Annotated in this window: 21 protein-coding genes; 5 read left to right on the top strand and 16 right to left on the bottom strand. The window is 68.6% G+C overall.

Translation table 11 applies throughout. The annotated features are described in order from the left end of the window. Positions 1–11: 11 nt before the first annotated feature. The 6 genes from nuoF to OID54_RS22145 all read right to left on the bottom strand — a co-directional run bounded on the left by nuoF (position 12) and on the right by OID54_RS22145 (position 5,340). Entirely contained in the window at positions 12–1,388 is a 1,377-nt protein-coding gene (gene nuoF / locus OID54_RS22170; protein WP_329022019.1) for an NADH-quinone oxidoreductase subunit NuoF, read from the bottom strand. Beyond that, complete coding sequence (gene nuoE / locus OID54_RS22165) at positions 1,388–2,275, bottom strand: NADH-quinone oxidoreductase subunit NuoE (protein ID WP_329022017.1); 888 nt, start codon at positions 2,273–2,275, stop codon at positions 1,388–1,390. The genes nuoF and nuoE overlap by 1 nt, the downstream gene beginning before the upstream one ends. Next, positions 2,272–3,594, bottom strand: coding sequence for an NADH-quinone oxidoreductase subunit D (locus OID54_RS22160; protein ID WP_329022016.1), 1,323 nt, complete (start codon positions 3,592–3,594; stop codon positions 2,272–2,274). The genes nuoE and OID54_RS22160 overlap by 4 nt, the downstream gene beginning before the upstream one ends. Beyond that, positions 3,591–4,319 (bottom strand): NADH-quinone oxidoreductase subunit C, encoded by a 729-nt coding sequence (locus OID54_RS22155; RefSeq protein ID WP_329022014.1) that lies wholly within the window; start codon positions 4,317–4,319, stop codon positions 3,591–3,593. The genes OID54_RS22160 and OID54_RS22155 overlap by 4 nt, the downstream gene beginning before the upstream one ends. An 88-nt stretch (positions 4,320–4,407) precedes the next feature. Further along, positions 4,408–4,962, bottom strand: a complete 555-nt coding sequence (locus OID54_RS22150; RefSeq protein ID WP_329022012.1) for a NuoB/complex I 20 kDa subunit family protein — start codon at positions 4,960–4,962, stop codon at positions 4,408–4,410. Positions 4,963–4,980: 18 nt separating this feature from the next. Next, positions 4,981–5,340, bottom strand: coding sequence for an NADH-quinone oxidoreductase subunit A (locus OID54_RS22145; RefSeq protein WP_003956195.1), 360 nt, complete (start codon positions 5,338–5,340; stop codon positions 4,981–4,983). A gap of 1,049 nt (positions 5,341–6,389) precedes the next feature. Between OID54_RS22145 and OID54_RS22140 the strand changes: the two genes are divergently transcribed. From OID54_RS22140 to OID54_RS22130, 3 genes are all read left to right on the top strand, one after another. Next, entirely contained in the window at positions 6,390–7,232 is an 843-nt protein-coding gene (locus tag OID54_RS22140) for a C40 family peptidase (RefSeq protein ID WP_329022010.1), read from the top strand. A 68-nt stretch (positions 7,233–7,300) separates the two neighbouring features. After that, positions 7,301–7,855, top strand: a complete 555-nt coding sequence (locus tag OID54_RS22135) for a DUF5753 domain-containing protein (RefSeq protein WP_329022008.1) — start codon at positions 7,301–7,303, stop codon at positions 7,853–7,855. After that, a complete protein-coding gene (locus OID54_RS22130; protein ID WP_329022005.1) occupies positions 7,845–8,063 on the top strand; it encodes a DUF397 domain-containing protein in 219 nt (72 codons plus the stop codon). Before OID54_RS22135 ends, OID54_RS22130 begins: the two co-directional genes overlap by 11 nt. A 288-nt stretch (positions 8,064–8,351) precedes the next feature. Here the strand turns inward: OID54_RS22130 and OID54_RS22125 are convergent, their stop codons facing one another. Both OID54_RS22125 and OID54_RS22120 read right to left on the bottom strand, forming a co-directional pair. Next, the gene (locus OID54_RS22125) at positions 8,352–8,654 is read right to left on the bottom strand and encodes a hypothetical protein (RefSeq protein WP_329022003.1); all 303 of its coding nucleotides are present in this window, start codon (positions 8,652–8,654) and stop codon (positions 8,352–8,354) included. 186 nt (positions 8,655–8,840) lie between these two features. After that, on the bottom strand, positions 8,841–10,127 hold the full coding sequence (locus OID54_RS22120; protein WP_329022002.1) for a geranylgeranyl reductase family protein: 1,287 nt from the start codon (positions 10,125–10,127) through the stop codon (positions 8,841–8,843). A 100-nt stretch (positions 10,128–10,227) separates the two neighbouring features. Here OID54_RS22120 and OID54_RS22115 point away from each other — a divergent pair, with 100 nt between their 5' ends. Continuing rightward, positions 10,228–10,734 (top strand): GNAT family N-acetyltransferase, encoded by a 507-nt coding sequence (locus OID54_RS22115; RefSeq protein WP_329022000.1) that lies wholly within the window; start codon positions 10,228–10,230, stop codon positions 10,732–10,734. Between the two features lie 198 nt (positions 10,735–10,932). Here OID54_RS22115 and OID54_RS22110 read toward each other — a convergent pair whose 3' ends face one another. From OID54_RS22110 to OID54_RS22090, 5 genes are all read right to left on the bottom strand, one after another. Further along, positions 10,933–11,628, bottom strand: a complete 696-nt coding sequence (locus OID54_RS22110; protein ID WP_329021998.1) for a demethylmenaquinone methyltransferase — start codon at positions 11,626–11,628, stop codon at positions 10,933–10,935. 31 nt (positions 11,629–11,659) lie between these two features. Further along, complete coding sequence (locus OID54_RS22105; RefSeq protein WP_329021996.1) at positions 11,660–12,250, bottom strand: hypothetical protein; 591 nt, start codon at positions 12,248–12,250, stop codon at positions 11,660–11,662. Between the two features lie 36 nt (positions 12,251–12,286). Then, entirely contained in the window at positions 12,287–13,486 is a 1,200-nt protein-coding gene (mqnC, locus tag OID54_RS22100) for a cyclic dehypoxanthinyl futalosine synthase (RefSeq protein ID WP_329021994.1), read from the bottom strand. 127 nt (positions 13,487–13,613) lie between these two features. After that, positions 13,614–15,371: a serine/threonine-protein kinase gene (locus OID54_RS22095; protein ID WP_329021992.1), complete on the bottom strand. Its 1,758-nt coding sequence runs from the start codon at positions 15,369–15,371 to the stop codon at positions 13,614–13,616. Between the two features lie 168 nt (positions 15,372–15,539). After that, a complete protein-coding gene (locus OID54_RS22090; protein WP_329021991.1) occupies positions 15,540–16,415 on the bottom strand; it encodes a menaquinone biosynthetic enzyme MqnA/MqnD family protein in 876 nt (291 codons plus the stop codon). A 317-nt stretch (positions 16,416–16,732) separates the two neighbouring features. Between OID54_RS22090 and OID54_RS22085 the strand changes: the two genes are divergently transcribed. Beyond that, positions 16,733–16,936, top strand: coding sequence for a cold-shock protein (locus OID54_RS22085; protein ID WP_037693088.1), 204 nt, complete (start codon positions 16,733–16,735; stop codon positions 16,934–16,936). Positions 16,937–17,106: 170 nt separating this feature from the next. On the opposite strand, the gene OID54_RS22080 is transcribed toward OID54_RS22085, so the two are convergent. From OID54_RS22080 to OID54_RS22070, 3 genes are all read right to left on the bottom strand, one after another. Next, on the bottom strand, positions 17,107–18,486 hold the full coding sequence (locus OID54_RS22080; protein WP_443055659.1) for a M1 family metallopeptidase: 1,380 nt from the start codon (positions 18,484–18,486) through the stop codon (positions 17,107–17,109). After that, positions 18,483–22,616, bottom strand: coding sequence for a Pls/PosA family non-ribosomal peptide synthetase (locus tag OID54_RS22075; RefSeq protein ID WP_329021989.1), 4,134 nt, complete (start codon positions 22,614–22,616; stop codon positions 18,483–18,485). Before OID54_RS22075 ends, OID54_RS22080 begins: the two co-directional genes overlap by 4 nt. A 497-nt stretch (positions 22,617–23,113) precedes the next feature. Further along, positions 23,114–23,809, bottom strand: coding sequence for a TetR/AcrR family transcriptional regulator (locus tag OID54_RS22070; RefSeq protein WP_329021986.1), 696 nt, complete (start codon positions 23,807–23,809; stop codon positions 23,114–23,116). Between the last annotated feature and the right edge of the window lie 90 nt (positions 23,810–23,899).

Here is a 23,899-nt window from a genome sequence, read left to right as displayed (position 1 = left end):
GTGCGCCACGGTCATGCGGACACCTCCAGGTGCTTGTCGGCCCACGCGGTGGTCTTCGCGGGGTCGAAGGGACAGCCGCGCCCGGTGATGTGCTGCTCGTACTCGTCACGGAAGTACTGGAGCGACGAGAAGATCGGGGACGCGGCACCGTCGCCGAGCGCACAGAAGGACTTGCCGTTGATGTTGTCGGCGATGTCGTTGAGCTTGTCGAGGTCGGACATCAGGCCCCGGCCCGCCTCGATGTCCCGCAGCAACTGGACCAGCCAGTACGTTCCTTCGCGGCAGGGTGTGCACTTGCCGCAGGACTCGTGGGCGTAGAACTCGGTCCAGCGGGTGACGGCCCGCACCACGCAGGTCGTCTCGTCGAAGCACTGGAGCGCCTTGGTCCCGAGCATGGAACCGGCCCCGGCGACGCCCTCGTAGTCGAGGGGTACGTCGAGGTGCTCGTCGGTGAGGATCGGGGTGGACGATCCGCCGGGGGTCCAGAACTTCAGTCGGTGTCCGGGACGCATCCCGCCGCTCATGTCGAGCAGTTGGCGCAGGGTGATCCCGAGCGGGGCCTCGTACTGACCGGGTCCCGAGACATGGCCGCTGAGGGAGTAGAGCGTGAAGCCGGGGGACTTCTCGCTCCCCATCGATTTGAACCAGTCCTTCCCGCGTTGCAGGATCGCGGGAACCGAAGCGATGGATTCGACGTTGTTCACCACAGTGGGGCACGCGTACAGACCGGCGACCGCGGGGAAAGGGGGTCGCAGCCGGGGTTGGCCGCGGCGGCCCTCCAGTGAATCCAGCAGTGCGGTCTCTTCACCACAGATGTACGCCCCGGCGCCGGCGTGCACGGTGAGTTCGAGGTCGAGTCCGCTGCCGAGGATGTTCTTGCCGAGGTAGCCCGCTTCGTACGCCTCGCGCACCGCCTCGTGCAGTCGCCGCAGTACGGGGACGACCTCACCGCGCAGATAGATGAAGGCGTGGTTCGAACGGATCGCGTAGCAGGCGATCACCATTCCCTCGATGAGGGAGTGCGGGTTGGCGAAGAGGAGCGGGATGTCCTTGCAGGTCCCGGGCTCCGATTCATCAGCGTTGACAACAAGATAGTGAGGCTTGCCGTCCCCCTGCGGAATGAACTGCCACTTCATCCCGGTGGGGAAGCCGGCGCCGCCGCGTCCGCGCAGACCGGAGTCCTTGACGTAAGCGATCAGGTCATCCGGGGGCATCGCGAGGGCCTTGCGCAGTCCCTCGTAGCCCTCGTGCCGTCGATAGGTCTCCAGCGTCCAGGACTTGGGGTCGTCCCAGAAGGCGGAGAGCACGGGAGCGAGCAGCTTCTCGGGGCTCGTCTCCGCTCCGGCTCCGGGGCGGGAGGTCCCACCGTATTCGGGTGCCAACGTCATCACTCCCCCTCCTCGGTGACGGGTCCGGCCGGGTGGCTCGGGTCGGAGTCCGAGGTCCTTTGGGGCGCGTCATGGGAGCTGAGGTGCTGGGATGCCGACCTCTGCTCATCGCTCGCGCCGTCCGCCCCGTGGTGGGGGCGGTCCTGCGGTCCGCCGCGCGGGGAGACCACACGGGCGGGGATCGGCTCGCCCTTGGCCAGTCGCAGCCCGATCAGGGATGCGGGGCCGGCACCACCGGTCGCGTCCACGGCGCCGGGCCGCTCGTCGGGGAAGCCGGCGAGGATGCGCGAGGTCTCCTTGAAGGAGCACAGCGTCGCCCCGCGGGTCGGCTCCACCGGGCGCCCGGCACGCAGGTCGTCGACCAACTGCCGTGCGGACTGCGGCGTCTGATTGTCGAAGAACTCCCAGTTGACCATCACCACGGGGGCGAAGTCACAGGCCGCGTTGCACTCGATGTGCTCCAGCGTGACCTTGCCGTCGTCGGTGGTCTCGTTGTTGCCCACGTCGAGGTGCTGCTTGAGGTCCTCGAAGATCGCGTCGCCGCCCATGACGGCGCACAGCGTGTTGGTGCAGACGCCCACCTGGTACTCACCCGACGGCTTGCGCCGGTACATGCTGTAGAAGGTGGCGACCGCGGTGACCTCGGCGGTCGTCAGTTCCAACACTTCGGCGCAGAAGCGCATGCCGGTCCGGGAGACGAAGCCCTCCTCGGACTGCACCAGGTGCAGCAGGGGCAGCAGCGCGGAACGGGAGTCCGGATAGCGGGAGATGACCTCCTTGGCGTCCGCCTCCAACCGGGCGCGTACGTCGGCCGGGTAGTCGGGTGCGGGGAGCTGGGGCATTCCCAGCTGCACCTCTTGGTTGGGCTGGGCCGGCTCGGTCTTCATCGGTCGACGCCTCCCATCACGGGGTCGATGGACGCGACGGCGACGATGACATCGGCGATCTGGCCGCCTTCGCACATCGCTGCCATGGACTGGAGGTTGGTGAAGGACGGGTCGCGGAAGTGGACCCGGTAGGGGCGGGTTCCGCCGTCGGAGACGACGTGTGCGCCCAGTTCGCCCTTGGGCGACTCCACGGCGGCGTACGCCTGTCCCGGCGGGACCCGAAATCCCTCGGTCACCAATTTGAAGTGGTGGATCAGGGCCTCCATGGAGGTGCCCATGATCTTCTTGATGTGGTCCAGGGAGTTGCCGAGCCCGTCCGGGCCGAGTGCCAACTGCGCGGGCCAGGCGATCTTCTTGTCGGCGACCATGACCGGTCCCGGCTCCAGCCGGGCGATGCACTGCTCGACGATCCGCAGCGACTGGCGCATCTCCTCCAGCCGGATCAGGAACCGGCCGTAGGAGTCGCAGGAGTCGGCGGTCGGCACGTCGAACTCGTAGTTCTCGTAGCCGCAGTACGGGTCGGTCTTGCGGAGGTCGTGCGCGAGACCGGCCGAGCGCAGGATCGGCCCGGTGGCGCCGAGCGCCATGCATCCGGTGAGGTCGAGATAGCCGATGTCCTGCATACGGGCCTTGAAGATGGGGTTGCCGGTGGCGAGCTTGTCGTACTCCGGCAGGTTCTTCTTCATGGTCTTCAGGAAGTCGCGCAGTTGGTCGATGGTGCCGGAGGGCAGGTCCTGGGCGAGGCCACCGGGGCGGATGAACGCATGGTTCATCCGAAGGCCCGTGATCAGTTCGAAGAGGTCCAGGATCAGTTCGCGGTCCCGGAAGCCGTAGATCATGATCGTGGTGGCGCCCAGTTCCATACCGCCGGTGGCGATGCAGACCAGGTGGGACGAGAGCCGGTTGAGCTCCATCAGCAGAACGCGGATGACGGTCGCCCGGTCCGGGATCTGGTCCTCGATGCCGAGCAGCTTCTCCACGGCCAGGCAGTACGCCGCCTCGTTGAAGAACGGGGTGAGGTAGTCCATGCGCGTGACGAAGGTGGTGCCCTGCGTCCAGGTCCGGTATTCGAGGTTCTTCTCGATGCCGGTGTGGAGGTAGCCGATGCCACAGCGGGACTCGGTGACGGTCTCGCCGTCGATCTCCAGGATCAGCCGGAGCACACCGTGTGTGGAGGGGTGCTGCGGGCCCATGTTGACGACGATCCGCTCGTCGTCGGCCTTGGCCGCGCTCTCGACGACCTCGTCCCAGTCACCGCCGGTGACCGTGTAGACGGTTCCCTCGGTGGTCTCGCGGGGAGATGCGTGCGAAGTGCTCATGAGTACGACCTCCGCTGGTCAGGAGCCGGAATCTGAGCGCCCTTGTATTCGACGGCGATACCACCGAGCGGATAGTCCTTGCGCTGGGGAAAGCCCTGCCAGTCGTCCGGCATCATGATCCGGGTGAGGGCGGGGTGGCCGTCGAAGATCAGCCCGAAGAAGTCGTACGTCTCGCGCTCGTGCCAGTCGTTGGTCGGGTAGACCGAGACCAGTGACGGGACGTGCGGGTCGCTGTCCGGCGCGGAGACCTCCACGCGGATCAGCCGACCGTGGGTGAGCGACCGCAGGTGGTAAACGGCGTGCAGTTCCCGGCCCTTGTCGTCCGGGTAGTGCACCCCGCTCACCCCCGTACACAGTTCGAACCGCAGGGCGGGATCGTCACGCAGGGTGCGGGCGACGGTCAGCAAGTGCTCGCGCTCGATGTGGAAGGTCAACTCGCCCCGGTCCACCACCGTCTTGTCGATGGCGTTCTCGGGGACGAGCCCCTGCTCCTCCAGCGCGCCTTCCAACTCGTCGGCCACTTCGTCGAAGTAGCCGCCGTAGGGGCGGCTGGCCGGCCCCGGCAGACGCACGGAGCGGACGAGACCGCCGTATCCGGAGGTGTCACCGCCGTTGTTGGCGCCGAACATGCCGCGTTGGACGCGGATCTCCTCGCCGTGGTCGCCGCGCTGGCCCGGAAGGTTCTGTTCGCTCAGTTCCTTCTCGGGGTTCGGCTGGTCGGTCATCGCTGTACCTCTTCGGTGGCTTCTTGGCCCGTGCGGCACGCAGGCACCGCCTGCGCGAGGTGCGGCAGCGGGGCCGCAGGTACGCGGCTCATCGGAGCAACCCCTTCATCTCGATCAGGGGGAGCGCCTTGAGGGCCGCCTCCTCCGCCTCGCGGGCGGCTTCCTCCGCGTTCACCCCGAGCTTGGTGGACTGGATCTTCTGATGGAGTTTCAGAATCGCGTCCAACAACATCTCGGGGCGGGGCGGGCAACCGGGCAGATAGATGTCGACCGGGACGATGTGGTCGACTCCCTGCACGATGGCGTAGTTGTTGAACATGCCGCCCGACGATGCGCAAACGCCCATGGAGATGACCCACTTGGGGTTGGGCATCTGGTCGTAGACCTGTCGCAGGACGGGGGCCATCTTCTGGCTGACCCGGCCTGCCACGATCATCAGATCGGCCTGTCGCGGCGAACCGCGGAAGACCTCCATGCCGAACCGGGCGAGGTCGTATCGGCCCGCGCCCGTCGTCATCATCTCGATGGCGCAGCAGGCCAGTCCGAAGGTCGCCGGGAAGACGGATGCCTTACGCACCCAGCCCGCGGCCTGCTCGACAGTCGTCAGCAGAAATCCGCTCGGCAGCTTCTCTTCGAGTCCCATTTGGTGCCTCTCAGCCCCTCAGTCCCATTCCAGGCCGCCGCGTCGCCATACATACGCATAGGCGACGAAGACGGTGAGCACGAAGAGCAGCATCTCCACGAGCCCGAAAAGCCCCAGGGCGTCGAAGCTGACCGCCCAGGGGTAGAGGAAGACGATCTCGATATCGAAGACGATGAACAGCATCGCCGTCAGGTAGTACTTGATGGGAAAGCGACCGCCACCGGCCGGCGTCGGAGTCGGCTCGATGCCGCACTCATACGCTTCAAGCTTTGCCCGGTTGTACCTTTTGGGGCCGATTAGCGTGGCCATGACCACGGAGAAGATCGCAAACCCTGCCCCGAGGGCGCCGAGTACAAGGATGGGCGCGTAAGCATTCACCCTCCTCGCTCCTTCCAGTCGTCCTTGACCGCGTGGACCGCACCGGGCGTCTTTTTCGAGCCGCCTCGAAGATCGTGTTCATGTGAGGCAGTTCACAAGCCCGACTGCCCCGCATCCTATGCCCGCCGGTCTGTGATCTGCGACACGGGGTCGGTAACCGCCCTTGTGATCTCCACCACCCGACGAAGGACCGCCAAGCTGGATGAGAGGTGATCTTCATACGTGAAGCGCGCGAGTGGTCACCAGAAGTGACAACCGATGGTGTTGTGGCTGGTGAAAGGGGGTCCGCTTTATCAAGGCAAGGCATGCCTAAGCAAATTCGCACCCGTCGCCGAGGGGTGATAGTGCCATCGCATCACCCGCCTGAAGGGGCCTCTGCGGCCGGCGTGAGCGAGGGGGCGGCGGGAGCGGAGCGCGTGCACGCGTTCACGATCTCGGGCGGACCTTCACGCCAGCCTGACGGACACCGTGGTAACACCCGGTGCGCGGACGGTGACTCCATCACCGCCGAGAGGTGCGCGGAAAAGCACTGAGGGGACCCTCAGAAAAGAGGTACCCCGCCCGCATTGCCGAATGGGCCCCTCGTTACTCTGTGATTCGGTCGGCATTCCCAGGGTCACCACGGGGAGTTGCGACTTGAAGATCACAACAAGCGACCGCTCTTGACGCACGGAGATCGCCAGCGCCATCGCCCACCTCTCGCCACGAAGATCGCCGACGCCTTTCCGGCATCCGCGCGCCGTGGAGCCATTCTTCTGACGATCCGTCACCCTCACCGCCATGGCGCCATTCATTCTGTGACCTGCATCACAGGCTCGAATCGCCAGGAAAGCCGGGCTTGGCCAACGGTCTTAACCAATGGTAGGCGGCGGGCAATTCGGACCTTTTCCCAAAAGAGCATGATCACAGCCCTGAACACCCCTGTCCGTATTGCCCGTTACGGCGTCAATAAATGTCACCATCGAGCGGACGGGGTGATTCCGCTCGTAACTGTGGCGCAACACACGTTTCTTGATGGGAACCGTATGTGGCTGGTAGCGGTTGTTCCTATGCCCCACACCGCTCACATACCCAGCCACCGGAAGCCCCGCCGTCGTAGCGCCTCCACGATGGCGCTCCGTGCCGGAGTTGCCGGTGGCGTCCTCAGCACCATCGCAGTGGCCGGCGCCGCTGGACCGGCGAATGCCGAGCCGGTGACCGAGACCATCGAGATGCCCACGATCAACCCCGCGGGCCTCGCCAAGACGTTCGAGCAGACCGCTCAGGCGCAGCAGCAGGTCGCCTTCGACCTGGAACTCCAGGTCCAGGAGAACGCTGCCGCCACCAAGGCCCAGAAGGACGCCACGAAGGCGAAGGCCGAGGCGGTCCGCAAGGCGGAGGCTGAGAAGGCCGAGGCGAAGAAGCGCGCCGAGGCCCAGGAGCGCGCTTCCCGCACCGCTGAGCGCACCCAGCTCGCCTCTGTGGGCTCGAAGTCCTCCTCCTCTTCTTCCAACTCTTCTACGGCGCAGTCGTCCAACCAGTCCTCCCAGCAGGCGAGCGGCTCCGTCGGTACGGTCATCGCCTTCCTGCGGGCCCAGGTCGGCGACGCCTATGTGATGGGCGCGACGGGCCCCAACTCATGGGACTGCTCCAGCCTGGTCCGGGCGGCCTTCCGCCAGGTCAACATCGAGCTCCCCCGTGTCTCGCAGGACCAGTCGACCGCGGGCAGGCAGGTCGGCACCAGCAACCTCCAGGTCGGAGACATCCTGTACTGGGGTGCCGCGGGCAGCGCGTACCACACGGGTGTCTACATCGGCGACGGCAAGTACCTGGACGCGGCCAACCCCAGCAAGGGCGTGGTCATCCAGGATCTTTCGGGCTACCCCGCGACGGGCGCGGTGCGCGTGCTCTGATTCACAAGAACCGGTGAGTTGACCGATGGGGTCGACGGGCGAGGGCCCCGTCGACCCCATCGTCATGTGTGCTCACCCCTCCGCGAGCTCCAACGCGTCGGGTTCCAAGCACGTACCAGATCGCCCACCTTCCAGGTCTGACCCAAACTGAGGACTACGCCCGTGCCATCTTCGAGTTGGTCTACCCGCCGCTAACTCGGGAAGAGATCGAGCCGAGAATCGCGCATCGCATGAAACGGGCTCAGGTCTTGGATGGCGACAATGCGCCAACCTTCAGTGCTGTCATCCACGAAGCTGCACTTCGCATGCGGTTCGGCGGAGCCAAGTTAGCGCGTCGGCAACTCGATCATTTGCTATCTGTCTCCGAGCGTCCGAATTGCATACTGCGCGTGCTTACCTTTGAAGCAGACGGATTCGCCGGTTCAGGGCAAGCGGTGCTACTCGCGGGCGGACCCGTACCAAAACTGGATACGGTACACCTCGACTCTGCACATGGGGCGATACTGCTGGACGCGGAGGCGCAACTCAACTCCTACCGGCTGCTGTTGACTGCGATGGAGGAGCGCAGCCTAAGCCAAGCAAGGTCGCGGGACTTCATTCACAAGATCGCCCATGCACTCTGAAGGGACGAAAATGCAAGACATAGATTGGCAACAGTCCTCCTTCTGCGGTGGAGGGGGCAACAACTGTGTCCAGGTGAGCCGACAAAGCACCACTGTGCGGATACGCGAAAGCGAGCACCCCGAGTCGATAGTCACAACCACTCCGGAGAAAATGCGAGACTTCATTCTCGGAGTGAAGAACGGGGAGTTCGACCATCTGATCGGCTAGTCGATCGACCCTGACGGCACCCCTGCCAGCCGAGATTCACGGCTACTCGCCTTTGGCCGGGAAGCACCCCTGCCCCGCTCGCGCGGATGGTGCCGCGGTAGCGGCGCCCGCGTTGGCCGCTGTGCCTTTCGGCGGGCGGAAGCAGATGGCCCGGAAGTCCTCCGGATTCACTGAGGTACTCGTACGCAATCCCACGCTTCCGGGCAGGCTTCGGTATTGGTGTGGTCGCCATGATCAGGGATGCGGAATTGCCTCTGGTTCGGACAACACCGCGGCATCACCGCGGCATCATCCGTCCGGATTGGTCTCGAATCTGGTGAGGTCCATGTCGTCCAGCAGGGCTTCATGGGTACGGCCCGTCAGCTGGGCTTCCTTCTCGATCTGAACGGCGGCCCAGCCCGTGAGGCTCATCACGAGCACCCGCAGCCCGTCCGTTCCGTACTGCTCCAGCACCCGGTCCGCGGCGCCCAGCGCCTCTTCCGCGATGCGTTCTTCCGGGTAGACGCCAACGACCTTGCGCAGCAGGCCGATCGACATATGGGAGATGTCCGGGGCGATCCGCCCCAACCGTCGGTCCTCGTCCTCGTCCACGTACTCCACGCTAAGGGCAGTAGCCGAGGTGGAATAGACGGGCGACTGCGCCTATTTCGGTGGGCGATCGTGCCTCATCGACACCGCGGAACCTTGCCGCAGCGGCCCGTACGGCATCCGTGACGAACATCGCCCGGCCGCTCGTGGGGCGATCCACGAGCGGCCGGGCGGTGGTCGTTTGAGCGGCTATGCCTTCGGGGCGACCTTGGAGAGGCCGTTGATGATGCGGTCCATCGCGTCGCCGCCCGTGGGGTCGGTGAGGTTCGCCAGCATCTTCAGCGTGAACCGCATCAGCAACGGATGCGTCAGACCGCGCTGAGTGGCGATCTTCATGACCTGCGGGTTGCCGATCAGCTTCACGAACGCCCGGCCCAGCGTGTAGTAGCCGCCGTAGGTGTCCTTGAGGACCTTCGGATAGCGCTGGAGGGCCAGTTCGCGATGGGCGGGGGTGGCACGGGCGTGTGCCTGGACGATCACATCGGCCGCGATCTGGGCGGACTCCATGGCGTAGGCGATGCCTTCGCCGTTGAAGGGGTTCACCAGGCCGCCCGCGTCACCGATGAGTAGCAGTCCGCGGGTGTAGTGGGGCTGTCGGTTGAAGGCCATCGGCAGCGCGGCGCCGCGGATCGGGCCCGTCATGTTGTCCTCGGTGTAGCCCCACTCCTCGGGCATCGAGGCGCACCACGCCTTGAGGACCTCGCGCCAGTCCAGTTCCTTGAAGGAGGAGGAGGTGTTGAGGACGCCGAGGCCGACGTTGGAGGTGCCGTCGCCCATGCCGAAGATCCAGCCGTAGCCGGGCAGCAACCGGTCCTCGCCCGGGCCTCGGCGGTCCCACAGCTCCAGCCAGGACTCCAGATAGTCGTCCTCGTGGCGGGGCGAGGTGAAGTACGTGCGTACGGCGACGCCCATCGGGCGGTCCTCACGGCGGTGCAGCCCCATCCCGAGGGAGATGCGGGAGGAGTTTCCGTCGGCGGCGACCACGAGCGGTGCGTGGAAGGTGACCGGGATCTTCTCCTCGCCGAGCTTGGCCTGCACCCCGGTGATCTTGCCCGTACGGTCGTCGATGATCGGCGCGCCCACGTTGCAGCGCTCGTACAGGCGGGCGCCTGCCTTCTGCGCCTGTCGGGCCAATTGCTCGTCGAAGTCGTCGCGCTTGCGGACCAGTCCGTAGTCCGGATACGAGGCGAGTTCTGGCCAATCGAGCTGGAGGCGCACCCCGCCGCCGATGATCCGCAGGCCCTTGTTCCGCAGCCAGCCGGCCTCTTCGGAGACGTCAATCCCCATGGCCACCAACTGCTTGGTGGCGCGCGGAGTGAGTCCGTCGCCGCAGACCTTCTCCCGGGGGAACGCCGTCTTTTCCAGCAGCAGGACATCCAGTCCGGCCTTGGCGAGGTAGTAAGCGGCGGTGGAGCCGGCCGGGCCAGCCCCGACGACGATCACATCGGCGCTGTGTTCGGAGAGGGGCTCAGTCACGGCTGGTTCTCCCGTACGACTCAATATTCGCGTGCCTAAAAAGCACAGGACATGTGCAGTCTATGGGTGAGTGCCGTTCCCTCGACCGAAGGGCTCCCCTATGAGCAGGCTTCTCCCCGCCGTCAGACTGCGTGTGCCCACCGATGAGGACGCGTACGCCTGGCATCGTGCGTTCGCCGACCCGGAAGTCATGGAGTTCCACGGCGGCCGGGACGAACTGTCGGCCTACCAGGAGTTGACCGCACGGCAGCGCCGGCATGACGCCGAGCGCGGATTCTGCCTGTGGACGGTGCTCGACGAGGACGGTGACGTGGTCGGATTCACCGGCGCCCAGCCGTGGCCGTACCCGGACTTCGGACCGGCGGGCGAGATCGAGATCGGCTGGCGGCTGGCCCGGTCCGCGTGGGGCAAGGGGTATGCGACCGCCGCGGCCCACACCACGTTGGAGCGGGTGCGGGCGGCCGGCGTCCCGCGGGTGGTGGCCATGGTGGACGCCCGCAACGAGAGGTCGATAGCCGTGATCAGACGACTGGGGATGGACCGGGTCGAGACCTTCCGGACACCGGAGTCCCAGCGCGAGGGGTACTGCTTCCGGCTGGATCTGTAGTGCGGATCTCCTAGCCACCGCACGACCGGGAGGACGGTGTGCGGACCGTCCGGAACCGATGGAACGAAGACCAGCGACCCGATTCGGGCAGGGGTCGGGCCTGTGCCCCGCGGGGCACAGGCACCGCACAGCCGGCGCTCATAAACCGTACGACCGCCGCATGGCCGCCCCTATCGCCCGGACTCGGCCCGCTGCCGCTCAGGCGGGCTTGAATCCCCGGTGCAGTGCGACGATGCCGCCCGACAGATTGCGCCATGCCGCCTTCTCCCAACCCGCTTCCTGCAATGTGCGCGCCAACTGGGGCTGCTCGGGCCAGGACTGGATGGACTCGGCGAGATAGACGTACGCGTCCGGGTTGGAGGAGACCGCCCGCGCCACCGGGGGCAGCGCCCGCATCAGGTACTCCTCGTACGCGGTCCGGAAGGGCGCCCAGGTCGGGTGCGAGAACTCGCAGATCACGATCCGGCCCCCCGGCTTGGTGACCCGGAGCATCTCGCGCAGTGCCAATCCGGTGTCGGCGATGTTGCGCAGCCCGAACGAGATGGTCACCGCGTCGAAGACGTCGTCCGCGAACGGCAGCTTCGTCCCGTCGCCGGCGGTCAGCGGAAGCCATGGGTGGCGCTTCTTGCCCTCCCGCAGCATGCCTTGGGAGAAGTCGCACGGCACCACGTAGGCGCCTGCCTCCACGAACGGCAACGAGGACGTACCGGTGCCTGCGGCCAGGTCGAGGACCTTCTGCCCCGGGCGGGCGTCCACGGCCCGGGCGACGTGCTTGCGCCAGCGCCGGTCCTGGCCGAAGGACAGAACATCATTGGTGAGGTCGTAGTTCGCCGCCACGGCGTCGAACATCGAGGCGACTTCGTGCGGCTGCTTGTCCAGGGATGCTCGGTTCACGCTCCCCATTCAAGCAGGGCACCCTCGCTGATCATGCTCGGCGGTACAGCAGTCTGCCGCCGAGAACGGTGGCGACGCAGCGAGGCGTGTCATCCGGGGTGAGCACCTTGCCCTTGATCGCGAAGACCGCGAAGTCGGCCGGGGAGCCGACCTTCAGTTCGCCGTCGTACACCAACTCGGGAACCGGGTCCCCTGCCGCTGCGGGCTCGCGCACCCGCAGCCCCGAACGGGTCACGGCGGTACGGACCGGAGGGCGTTCGAAGGGGCCGGTCACCGCCGTGGTGCCCCGGGACAGCAGTCGTTGGAGGCCGCGCCGCGCACTGTGTCCCCACCGGGTCTCGTCCATGTCGAGTGCGACCAGTTCGTCGCCGGTGAGCGGTTCGGTGCCGAGTTCGGCGGCCTCCCGCGGGTCGGGGTGGTAGGCGGCCTGCAACAGCACGGCGGCGGCCGGCTCCCGCAGTCCGGGGGTCAGCAGTCCCGGCCAGCGTCGGACCCTGGCCCGAAGATGGGTGACGGTGAGTCCTTCGGGCGAGCCGATCGCCACGATCCGGCCGCCGTCGACGAGCACGGCCTGGTGACCGGAGTGGCCGAGGACCGCATCGGCGGTGTGGATTGTCAGCACGGGGCGTCCGCCGCGCAGGTCGTCAGCACGTCGAGATCAGTTGGCGTTCAGGAGCTTGAGCTCCGGATGGGCGGTGCCGCCCTCGATGGCGGTCGAGGAGATGTGCGAGACCACTCGCTCGTCGACGGGGTCGTTCGCTGGGTCGTCGTGGACCACGAGGTGCTCGTACGTGGTGGCCCGCTGCGCCGGCACCCGACCCGACTTGCGGATCAGGTCGATGATCTCCTGCCGGTTGGAGCGGTGCTTGGCGCCCGCCGAGGAGACCACATTCTCCTCCAGCATGATCGAACCGAGGTCGTCGGCGCCGTAGTGCAGCGACAGCTGGCCGACCTCCTTGCCGGTGGTCAGCCAGGAGCCCTGGATGTGGGCCACGTTGTCGAAGAACAGCCGGGCGATGGCGATCATCCGCAGGTACTCGAAGATCGTCGCCTGGGTCTGCCCCTTCAGACGGTTGTTCTCGGGCTGGTAGGTGTACGGGATGAAGGCCCGGAAGCCGCCCGTGCGGTCCTGCGTCTCACGGATCATCCGCAGGTGCTCGATGCGCTCGGCGTTGGTCTCGCCGGTGCCCATCAGCATCGTGGACGTCGACTCGACGCCCAACCCGTGTGCGGTCTCCATGATCTCCAGCCAGCGTTCGCCGGACTCCTTGAGCGGGGCGATGGCCTTACGGGGGCGGGCGGGCAGCAGTTCGGCGCCCGCGCCGGCGAAGGAGTCGAGGCCCGCGGTGTGGATGCGCTGGATGGCCTCTTCGACCGAGACCCCGGAGATCTTCGCCATGTGCTCGACCTCGGAGGCCCCGAGGGAGTGGATCACCAGCTGGGGGAAGGCCGACTTGATCGCCGCGAAGTGCTCCTCGTAGTACTCCACGCCGAAGTCGGGGTGGTGTCCGCCCTGGAACATGATCTGGGTGCCGCCGAGCTCGACGGTCTCGGCGCAGCGCCGCAGGATGTCGTCGAGATCGCGGGTCCAGCTCTTCTTGGTGTCCTTCGGGGCGGCGTAGAAGGCGCAGAACTTGCAGGCGGTGACGCAGACGTTGGTGTAGTTGATGTTGCGTTCGATGATGTACGTCGCGATGTGCTCGGTGCCCGCGTATCGGCGGCGACGCACGGCGTCGGCCGCGCTGCCCAGTGCGTGCAGCGGGGCGGAGCGGTAGAGGTCGAGGGCCTCTTCGGGGGTGATTCGCCCGCCCTCGGCAGCGCGGTCCAGCACGGACTGAAGGTCGGCCTTCTCGGTCACCGGGTGTCACCTTTCGGTGGTTCTCCAGAGCCTCGGGCAAGGCTCCGTCGGACGTTCTGCGGGCCGGTCCAGCCTACGTCAGCGCCCGGCACGGACCATGGCCGGTCGCACGCGTCCCCAAAGCGGATCAGTCGGTGGTGCGCTCCAGGGTGGCGCGGGGGTCGCCGGCGCGGGGTTCGTCCGAGGTGTAGCGCAGGGTTTCGCCGGCCCGTTTCAGCGTGACCTTGTGGGCGCCGGGGGTGCACTTGTTGCCCGCCTCGCCGTTGGAAGTGCCGTCGGTGACCAGCTCGGTGGTGGTGGCCCGACGCAGGACGAGGTTGTCGGTGCAGGTGAGGTTGCCGAGGGCGTCGTACTGGGCCGCGGTCCCTATCCGACCGCCCTGCTTGCCCTGGTGGAGGACGACGGTGAAGGTACCGGCCTTGAGTTCGGCACCCGCCAGGCTGATGGTGAACGGCCCCTTCCAGGTGCCGATGAACGGCTGCGGTACGGCGTCGCCCCGGGCTCCGGGCGCGGTGGGGGGCGGGCTGCTCGGTGTGGTCGGGCGGGCGGCGACGTCCGAGGACCGGTCCTCCTCCTTGTCGGAGCCGTCGGAGGGCCAGAGGTCGGCGAGGAAGCCGACACCGAAGGTGACGCCGGCCAGGGCCGCGGCCAGGGTGAGCGTCAGGGTGCAGCTGATCTTGCGGCGGGGGCGGGCCGGTGGGGTGCCGTCGGTGGCCGGGGCGGCGGGCGCGACCGGTGGGGGCGTCTGCTGGGCGGCGCCGAAGGCCGAGGGGAAGGGGTGCACGGGTTCGATCGGCGGGCCGAAGCCGGCCGTTGCGGCTGCCGGTGCGTGCGCCGTGCCCACGGGACCCGCGCTCCCGACCCCGGGCGCTCCGCCCTGCTGGCGGGGGTCGACCGCTCGGTGCGCAACCGCCTCGGCTCCGCGCACGGACGGGCTGCTGAAGGCCACCGGCCCGGACAGCGATCCGGCCGGCCCTGGTGCCGGTTCGGCGGGTTCCAGACCGAGCAGTTCCACCGCGGCGCGGCTGACCTGCTCCACCAGGGCGCCCGGTAGCCATCCGCCGGCGATCAGGACTGCGGCACCGTCCGGCGCCAGCAGCCGGGCGACCTCGGCGGTCGACGGACGGGCGAGGGGGTCCTTGGCGAGACAGCCGGCGACCAGTTCCTTCAGCGGGCTGTCGAGACCGTCGAGTTCCGGCTCCTCGTGCACCACCTTGTACAGGAGGGTGGCGGAGGAGTCACCGCTGAACGGGGCCGAACCCGTCGCCGCGTAGGCGAGGACCGCGCCCAGCGAGAAGACATCGGCCGCGCCCGTGATGCCCTTGCCCAGGATCTGCTCGGGCGACATATAGCCGGGCGAGCCGACGGAGACGCCGGTGGAGGTGAGGGAGGCGGTGCCGTCCGTGACCCGGGCGATCCCGAAGTCGATCAGCCGTGGCCCGTCGAGGGCGAGCAGCACATTGGACGGCTTCACATCGCGGTGGACCAACTCCAGGGCGTGTACGGCGGTGAGCGCCTCCGCAAGGCCGGCGCCGAGCGCGCGCACCGCGGGGCCGGGCAGCGGTCCATGATCGGTGACCGCCCGGGAGAGTGCCGGGCCTGCGACATATCCGGTGGCGACCCAGGGCACGGCCGCTTCGGGGTCGGCGTCGAGCACGGGGGCGGTCCACTGGCCGCCGACGCGTCGCGCCGATGCGACTTCGCGGCGGAAGCGGGCGCGGAACTCCTCGTCGAGCGCGAAGTGGGGGTGGACGACCTTGACGGCGACGGTGCGACCGCCCGAGCTGCGCCCGAGATAGACGCGTCCCATGCCGCCCGCGCCGAGCCGGCCGAGCAGCCGGTAGGGGCCGATCATGTGCGGGTCCCCTGGATCGAGCGGCTGCATCTGTGAACTCCCCCGGTCGGCCGACCTGTCCGCCTCTGCCGCATTCAGGGTAGGGGCGTCACGGGCACGGTCCCAGGGAATTGTCCGGCGGTTCGGGGTGGATGGGGTCGGGGCGGGTGTTCCCGCTCTGCCTCGGGTCCACAGCCCCGGTGAGCGGGCCGACGGTTCTCAGCGGCTCAGCAGCTCCACCCGGACGTCCGGTGCGAAGCCGGTGGTCGCCCCGATGCGACGTGCGAACTCGTGTACGCCGGCGAGTTGCTCCGGACCGAAACGGAAGTCCAAGGTCCGGAAGTATCGTTCCAGCAGCTCCGCGTCGAAGCTCTCCCAACGGGCCGCCTGCTCCGACACCTTGACCACCTCTTCGAGCGAGACGTCACGCGAGGTGAGGAACGCCTCGTGCACCTCGTGCACCAGATCCGGGTGACGCGCCAGATACTCCTTGCGCACCGCCCAGACGGCGAAGACGAAGGGCAGCCCGGTCCATGCCTTCCACATCTGGCCGAGGTCATGGACCTCAAGCCCGAGCCGCGGCGCGTCGTGCAGGGAAGCCCGCAGGGCGGCATCGCCGATCAACACGGCCGCTTGCGCTTCTTGCATCATCAGACCGAGATCGGGCGGGCAGGTGAAATAGTCCGGTTCCACCTTGAACTGTTCGGCAAGAAGGAGTTGTGCCAGTCGTACCGAAGTGCGTGATGTGGAGCCGAGTGCAACGGGCGCTTTGTGCAGATCCTCCAAGGGAACCTGGGAGACGATCACACAGGACATCACCGGGCCATGGCATCCGACCGCCAGATCAGGAAATGCCACCAGCTGATCGGCATTGCGCAGAAACTCCACCAGAGTGATCGGCGCGATATCGAGTTCACCGGCCACCAGTCGCTCGCTGAGCTTCTCCGGGGAGTCCTTCGTCAACTCCAGGTCAAGAAGCGTTCCGGTGCGGGCCAGCCCCCAGTAGAGGGGGAGACAGTTGAGGAACTGGATATGTCCGACCCGGGGCCGGCTGCGCGGGTGGTCGGTTGCTGGGGTTTCTCCGAGACTGTCCACAAGGTGAGGCTAGTCCGGTGGGGCCGCTCCGGGTACGCGGGGCCGTGCGCGGGTCGCGCCGGGGACCGGCGTCCGGGGCCGTAAGCACCGGTTGAGCTGCGGTTCGTCAGCGTACGAGGGAACGAGTCAAGCGTCCGAGTGAAGTGATCTTTACCTCTACCGCTGCGAACACAGTGCGTGCTAGGCTCGACGCAAGTTGCAGTTTGGTTTCCCTTGCAGTACAGAGCCTGCGGAGCATGTGACCCGCAGGCTTTTGTAGTTTTCAGACTTGTTTGCAGGTTCTGGAGCAGGGCAACCCTTTGGCCCAAGGAGGGCTTATGGCTACCGGAACCGTCAAGTGGTTCAACGCTGAAAAGGGCTTCGGCTTCATCGCCCAGGACGGCGGCGGCCCGGATGTCTTCGTCCACTACTCCGCGATCAACGCGTCTGGTTTCCGCTCGCTTGAGGAGAACCAGGTCGTGAACTTCGACGTCACCCAGGGCCCGAAGGGCCCGCAGGCGGAGAACGTCAGCCCGGCCTAATTGGGTCCGGGTTGGTGATCGCGTAACCGACTTAAATAGCAGTACCCAAGGAGCTCCGTCCTTTTCAGGAACGGGGCTCCTGCCTTTCCCGCGGCAGTCCGGCCGAGTGGCCCCGACGCGGGGCGCACCGAGGGATGAATAGGGCACTCATGGGCCGCCCCGCGGGGCCGTCAGGACGGCTGATCGGGCAACTCGGGCAACTCCCTCTCGTACAACCAGGCTCGGAAGAACCGGTCCAGCGAACGAGGGGAACTGCGTTCCGCGTGGGCCAGGAACTGGTCGGTCGTCACCGAGTCATGGCGGTGCTCAGTCGTCCACTCGCGCAGGAGCGCGCCGAACGCCTCCAGGCCCAGCAGGGTGCGCAGGGCGTGCAAGGTGAGCGCACCCCGTTCGTAGACGCGCTCGTCGAAGAGTCGCTCCGGTCCGGGGTCGGCGATCAGGATGTCCCGAGGCATCAGGGCCAGTCGGCCGTGCGCCCTGTCGGCCAGCACCGTCGCGCCGGGGCCGCCCGACAACTCCGACCAGAGCCACTCCGCGTACTTGGCGAAGCCCTCGTGGAGCCAGATGTGCCGCCAGTCCGCTGCCGTGAGGCTGTTGCCGAACCACTGGTGCGCCAACTCATGGGCGATCAACCGCTCGCTACCGCGCCGGCCGTCGATGTGGTTCGCACCGAACACGGACAGTCCCTGGGCCTCGACCGGCACCTCCAGTTCATCGGGGGTCACCACCACGGCGTACTCGTCGAAGGGGTAGGGCCCGAAGAAGTCCTGGAACAGCTCCATCATCTGCGGCTGTCGGGCGAAGTCGTGCTCGAACCGCCCGCCGAGCAGCGCCGGGGGCACGGCCGCCCGTTGGGGCACCGCCCCCGGGCCCGCCAGGGCGACCAGGGCGTAGGGCCCGATCTGCACCGTCGCCAGATAGGCGGCCATGGGAGCCGGCTGGTCGTACACCCAGGTCGTGGTGGACGCGCTGACCGTACGGGAGACGAGCCGCCCGTTCGCGACCACCGCGTACGGGGTGGGTGCGGTGATCGCGATCCGGTAGCGCGCCTTGTCGGCGGGCCGGTCGTTGCACGGGTACCAGGAGTGGGCGCCGTGGGGCTGGGAGGCGACCAGCGACCCTTCGGCCAACTGCTCCCAGCCCAGTTCGCCCCACTGTCTGCTCCGGATGGGGCGGGGTACGCCGGCGTAGCGGACCTCCACCGTGAACGGAGTGCCCACGGGAAGCGGGCGCGGCGGGCGGATGCGTAGTTTGTCCCCGCGGTGGGTGTAGCGGCCCGGGCTGGCGCCGTCGAGGAGGACCTTGCTGATACGGAAGCGGCCGAGGTCGAGGACGATCTCGGGCAGCGGCTCCCGGGCGACAGCACTGACGGTGGCGCGGGCCGTGATGCGACCGGTGTGCGGAACGCAGTTCAGGGCCAGGTCATAGGCCAGGGCACGGAAGCGGCGATCGCCGTACTGGGGCAGATAGTCACCGTGCAGGGGCACTTCGGCCGTCTCGGCGCCCCGGTCGGAGTCACCGTCCGGCAGCAAGGGACCCCCGGGGTTCACGGCCCGCCGCCCGGTGCCGGTGCGGGGAGCTCGCCCGGTCGGGACGCCGGTGCGGCGGTGGCGGGCGCCGGGGCCTCGCGCTTCCAGACGGCGATGGGGTTGCCCAGCCAGGTGCTGTTCGCCGGAACCCGTTCACCGCTCATCACCAGCGACCCGGGGCCGATCACCGCCCGCCGTCCGATCACCGCTCCCGGAAGGACGATGACGTGCGGGCCGAGGGTGGTGCCCGCTTCGAGCGCGATGGCGTCCAGACGCATGATCCGGTCGTGGAAGAGATGGGTCTGCACGACGCATCCGCGGTTGATGCTGGCGCCCGCCCCCACCCGGACCAGATCCGGCTCGGGCAGCCAGTACGTCTCGCACCAGACCCCGCGCCCCAGCCGTGCTCCCAGACAGCGCAGCCACAGCGGCATGAGCGGGGTACCGGACAGCGAACCCACGAGCCAGGGCACCGCCAGGCTCTCCACGAAGGAGTCGGCCAACTCGTCGCGCCAGACGAAGGCGGACCACAAGGGGTGTCCGCCCGGGGTGAATCGGCCCACCAGCAGCCATTTCGCGGCGATCGTGAGCAGGGCGGCGATCGCTCCGCAGATCAGGAGCAGCAGTCCGCCGAGGAGCGCCGCGAGGGGCGGCCCCAGTCGGGCGGCCAGGGCGCAGAACGCGACGATCCAGGCGAGCGCGAGGGCAGCCCCGCACATCAGCGGAACGATCCTGCACAGCTCGACGGCCGCGCGGGCCCATCTCAGCCGCCGCGGCGGGGCAAAGGTGCGGGCCTCGTCCGCCGCGGTCGGGGGGCGGGTCAGCTTCATCGGTGGCAGGCCCAGCCAGGAACTGCCCGCCTTGGCCCGCTTCGGCGCCGCCGACAGCACACCGACCAGACCGCGCTTGGGCACTCGACGACCGGCGGCGGTCATCCCCGAGTTACCGAGGAAGGCCCTCTTGCCGATCCGGACGGCGGCGATGCGCAGCCGCCCGCCGCCCAGTTCGTACGAGCCGACCATCGTGTCATCGGCGAGGAACGCCCCGTCGCCGACCGAGGTCATTGCCGGTACCGCCAACACCGTGGACGCCTCGACCCCGCGCCCCATCCGCATCCCGAGCGCCCGCAGCCACACCGGTGTCAACAGACTGGCGTACAGCGGCTGGAGGTGGGTGCGGGCCATGTCCATCAGCCGCTCGGTCACCCAGGTCTGCCAGGCGACCCGGCCGTGCAGGGGATGGCTGCCCGCGCGCAGCCCGAGACTGAGCACCCGGACGCCCACCCAGGTCAGGAAGGCGTACGCGAGCACGACGGTGACGGTCGCGAGCGGCAGTGCGGCGAAGGCTCCGGTCACATCGCCGAGGCCGAGCATGCCGTCCATGCCGTCCGTGCTGCTCATGCCGTCCATGCCGTCCGTGCTGCTCATGCCGTCCGTGCTGTTCATGAGCGCACTGACCACCAGCAGTCCCGGCACGACGGCCACCGCAGGTAGCAGCGAGAGGAGCAGCGAAGCGAGGGCGTAGGCAGCGCTCCAGCGGCGGCGGCGCACCGGGCGACGCCCTCCGGTGCGCCGGGCCCGGCCGGCACGGGTGGCGGGCGCCCCCGACCAGCGCTCGCCCGCGGGCACGGCCCCGGTCACCACCGCCCCCGGAGCGACCCTCGCCCGCTTTCCGATGCGGGCGCCCGGAAACAGCGTGGCGCGGGCTCCGACGACGGCGTCGGCACCGACCCGCACCGGCCCGATCCGCACCCGGTCGCCGTCGATCCAGTACCCGGCCAGATCGGCCTCGGGTTCGACCGCACAGCCACGGCCGAGCCGAAGCCACCCGGTCACGGGCGGCAGCGCATGGAGGTCGACATCCGCGGCGATCCGGGCGCCCAGGGCGCGGGCGTACCCGGTGAGCCAGGGCCCGGTGAGATGGACCGCACCGCTCATCTCGGCCAGCCGGTCCGCCGTCCACAGCCGCAGATGGGCCGGTCCGCCGCGGGCATGGGTGCCGGGGCGCAGCCCGCGCAGCAGCAACCGGGCGCCTCCGGCGGCGATGGCGATCCGACCGGGCGGGCTGAGGAACGCCAGCCACCCGAGCCCGATCCACCACCAGGAGACGGCGGGTCCGAAGCCCAGCAGCCGGCCCACGGCGGCGGCGATGACGCTCCAGCGCAGGGCGGCCACCGTGTACAGCGGTAGGAGCAGGGCGAGCTGTACCGCCTGGGCGCGGCGCGGGACGGCACGTACCCGCCTGTGCTCAGGTCCGACGGCGGCGTCGGCCGGTCCCAGTGTCAGGGCGAGGTCGTGCAGTCGGGGACGGCGGTAGACATCGGCGACCGACCCGGTGCCATAGCGCTCCCGGATCCGTGAGACGAGTTGGGCTGCGGCGAGGCTGCCGCCGCCGTGGGCGAAGAAGTCGGCTTCGGGGTCGGTGACGGGAGTGCCGAGCAGTTCGGACCACTGTGCGGCGAGCCATGCCTCGGCGGGGGTGAGGGGTACGGGGGTCACTGCGGCCGGATGTGGCCCTGCGGTCGGCCGGTCGGCGGTGGTCAGGGGCCAGGGCAGGGCGTCCCGGTCCACCTTGCCGGAGGTGCGTACGGGTAGGTCGTCCACGACGGCGAGGAGGGGCACCAGCGGCGCCGGGAGAACGGCCCGGAGGTGGTCCAGGGCGGCGGTGCGGTCGAAGGGCCCAGTTCCAGCGGTGGGAGCGCCGGCGGTGCGGGATGTCTTCGACACCAGATATCCCACCAGCACCGGGTGCCCCGACGCCGTCGTGCGCAGTGCCGCGGCAGCCGCCGACACCCCGGGCAGGGCTCGCAGCGCCGCGTCGATCTCACCGAGTTCGATCCGCCGGCCTCCCAGCTTGACCTGGTCGTCCGCCCGCCCCAGGAAGGTCAGGCCGAGTTTGTCGGCGCGCACCAGATCACCGCTGCGGTAGGCCCGCGGCCAGCCCAGTGCGGCCAGCGGGGCGTACTTCTCGGCGGTCTTCACCGGGTCCAGATAGCGGGCGAGGCCCACCCCGCCGATGACGAGTTCCCCGCTCGCGCCCATCGGGACGGGTGCGCCCGACGGATCGACGACGGCCAGGGTCCAGCCGTCGAGCGGCAGTCCGATGCGCACCGGGCCCTCGCCGGTCAGTAGGGCGGCGCAGGCGACGACAGTGGTCTCGGTGGGGCCGTAGGTGTTCCAGACCTCCCGGCCCGAGACGGCCATCCGCCGGGCGAGTTCGGGAGGGCACGCCTCACCGCCGAAGATCAACAGCCGTACCTCGTCGAGTGCCGCCACGGGCCAGAGCGCGGCGAGCGTGGGCACGGTGGAGACGACGGTGATCCGCTGCTGCGCCAGCCACGGTCCGAGGTCCGCTCCGGCGCGGACCAGGGAGCGCGGCGCGGGCACCAGACAGGCACCGTGCCGCCAGGCCAGCCACATCTCCTCACAGGAGGCATCGAAGGCGACGGAGAGACCGGCGAGCACCCGATCACCGGGGCCGAGTGGCGCCCGGCGCAGGAACAGTCCGGCCTCGGCGTCGACCAGGGCGGCGGCGCAGCGGTGGGAGACGACGACGCCCTTGGGGCGACCGGTCGAGCCCGAGGTGAAGATGATCCATGCGTCGTCCTCGGGACAGGGGCGGCCCCCGTCCTCGTGTGTACCGGGGTATATACCGGGCGCATCGCCCAGTACATATACGTCGGCCGCAGCCCTGCCCGACAGCGCTCCGCCCGATGACCAGGGCTCGATCGTCCGCTCTGCTCCGATCACCGCCTTCACCCGCGCCTCGGTGAACACCAGGGCGGCACGTTCCGGTGGATCGTCGGCGTCGACCGGCACATAGGCGGCGCCCGCCGCAAGCACGCCGAGGATCGAGACGTACAGATCGGCCGTGCCGGAGGGTGCGCGGACGCCGACCCGGTCTCCTCGGCCGACCCCCACGGCGGCGAGCCGTCGGCCCAGTGCGTGCATCCGTGCCCGCAGGGTCCGGTAGGTCAACCGCTCCACACCGTCGTCGACGGCGAGCCCATCGGGGTGACGGCGGGCGGTCTCGTCGAAGACGTCCATGAGGGTCCGGGGCGGGGCTGCGGGTCCGCCGGTGAAGAGCGCGGGGGGCGCGATGGTGCCGCGGAGGGGCGCGGGGTCGACCGGCGTGTTCGGGGCGACGGTCATGTGCCGCACCGAAGGGTGGCCGTCGGCCAGGGGCGATCCGGCTCATGCCGGGCGGTCCGGAGCCGCTTCGGCTGCATGTCTCGCTCCCGTCCGTCGTCCAACTCAGGCTGCGGAGGGCTGCTCCACAGACGACAGACGGGGAGTTTATTGGGCTATGTAGCGATTTGCCTGTTCTCAGAGGAGGGCGGGCGGACGATCCGGGGCGACACTTCAACCCTCTGCGTGGGACGGCCGCAGGGCAGTAGTCACCCGGCCCGCACGGATCCACAAGACGGCCCGGCACGACTGTGCGGGGACCGAAGCGGCCCATGCGTCCGGCACGGCCGACCAGGCGTGCCGACAGCCCCTACCGGACCCCCGACAGGAACCCTCGCTCCCCACCCCCGGCGCTCGCCGCAGATGATGTCCTGCCGCACGCCCTGGCGCCCGCCCGGACGTCCCGAGAAACGACGCAAGCACCAGCAAGCGCCGGACGGAAGAGGCGGCGGGCTACGGGGTCAGGCCCCGCAGACCGGAACCGCTGCCGATTCCTGCGCATCCCGAGCCGACCAGCGCTCCCCCTCCAACAACTGCCCCAGCCCCACCCAAGCGAAGTTCATCAGCGTCGCCGACGCCTCCTTGACCGTGATGCTCCCGGTGTCGTTCATCCAACCGGCCAATGACTCCGCCGCCCCGACCAGCGCCTGCGCCAGTGCGGCCATGTCCCGTTCGGCCAGCTCAGGTTCGGGCCTGGCCTCACCGGCCTCGGTCGCCGCGGCCTGGATCAGTACGGCCACGAAGGCGACGATCTCATCGCGCATCGCGGCGACCTCCCGAGCGAACGGCTCGCCATGGGTCCGCGCCTGGCGGTGCAGCACCGCCCAACCGTCGGGATGGTCGACGGTGTACGCGAAGAAGGCGGTGAGCCCCGCCCACAGTTGCCGATCAGCGGGCAGTCCCGGCTGGATCGCCGACTGGACGGCGGCGAGCAGCGCCTGGGCCTCGCGACGGATGCAGGCGGTGAACAGTTGGTCCTTCGAATTCAGATACAGATAGACGAGCGGCTTGGAAACCCCCGCCAACTGGGCGATCTCATCCATGGATGCCGCCCGGTAGCCACGCCGCGCGAAGGTCCGCACCGCCGCGTTCATCATCTGTTCTTCGCGCACGGCCCGCGGCAGTCGCTTGCCCTTCACGCTCTCGACAGCGCTCATCGTGAGAACTCCCCTCCCCCTGCTCCCCACTGCGCGGTAAGCCTACGTGGCAGGGAGCACACCAGAAGACGCGAAGGCCCTCTTTACGGA

This window comes from Streptomyces sp. NBC_00690 (assembly GCF_036226685.1).
In the GTDB taxonomy this organism is placed as follows: Bacteria; Actinomycetota; Actinomycetes; order Streptomycetales; family Streptomycetaceae; genus Streptomyces.
Note: the sequence above shows the minus strand (reverse complement) of the source record. Positions and strands in the feature narration are given on the sequence as shown.

Coding starts and splice junctions, on each gene's coding strand:
- nuoF (WP_329022019.1), bottom strand. CDS start 1,388: ATGACGTTGGCACCCGAATACGGTGGGACCTCCCGCCCCGGAGCCGGA.
- OID54_RS22155 (WP_329022014.1), bottom strand. CDS start 4,319: ATGACCGACCAGCCGAACCCCGAGAAGGAACTGAGCGAACAGAACCTT.
- OID54_RS22150 (WP_329022012.1), bottom strand. CDS start 4,962: ATGGGACTCGAAGAGAAGCTGCCGAGCGGATTTCTGCTGACGACTGTC.
- OID54_RS22085 (WP_037693088.1), top strand. CDS start 16,733: ATGGCTACCGGAACCGTCAAGTGGTTCAACGCTGAAAAGGGCTTCGGC.
- OID54_RS22115 (WP_329022000.1), top strand. CDS start 10,228: ATGAGCAGGCTTCTCCCCGCCGTCAGACTGCGTGTGCCCACCGATGAG.
- OID54_RS22070 (WP_329021986.1), bottom strand. CDS start 23,809: ATGAGCGCTGTCGAGAGCGTGAAGGGCAAGCGACTGCCGCGGGCCGTG.
- OID54_RS22095 (WP_329021992.1), bottom strand. CDS start 15,371: ATGCAGCCGCTCGATCCAGGGGACCCGCACATGATCGGCCCCTACCGG.
- OID54_RS22075 (WP_329021989.1), bottom strand. CDS start 22,616: ATGACCGTCGCCCCGAACACGCCGGTCGACCCCGCGCCCCTCCGCGGC.
- OID54_RS22130 (WP_329022005.1), top strand. CDS start 7,845: ATGCACTCTGAAGGGACGAAAATGCAAGACATAGATTGGCAACAGTCC.
- OID54_RS22140 (WP_329022010.1), top strand. CDS start 6,390: ATGCCCCACACCGCTCACATACCCAGCCACCGGAAGCCCCGCCGTCGT.
- nuoE (WP_329022017.1), bottom strand. CDS start 2,275: ATGAAGACCGAGCCGGCCCAGCCCAACCAAGAGGTGCAGCTGGGAATG.
- OID54_RS22160 (WP_329022016.1), bottom strand. CDS start 3,594: ATGAGCACTTCGCACGCATCTCCCCGCGAGACCACCGAGGGAACCGTC.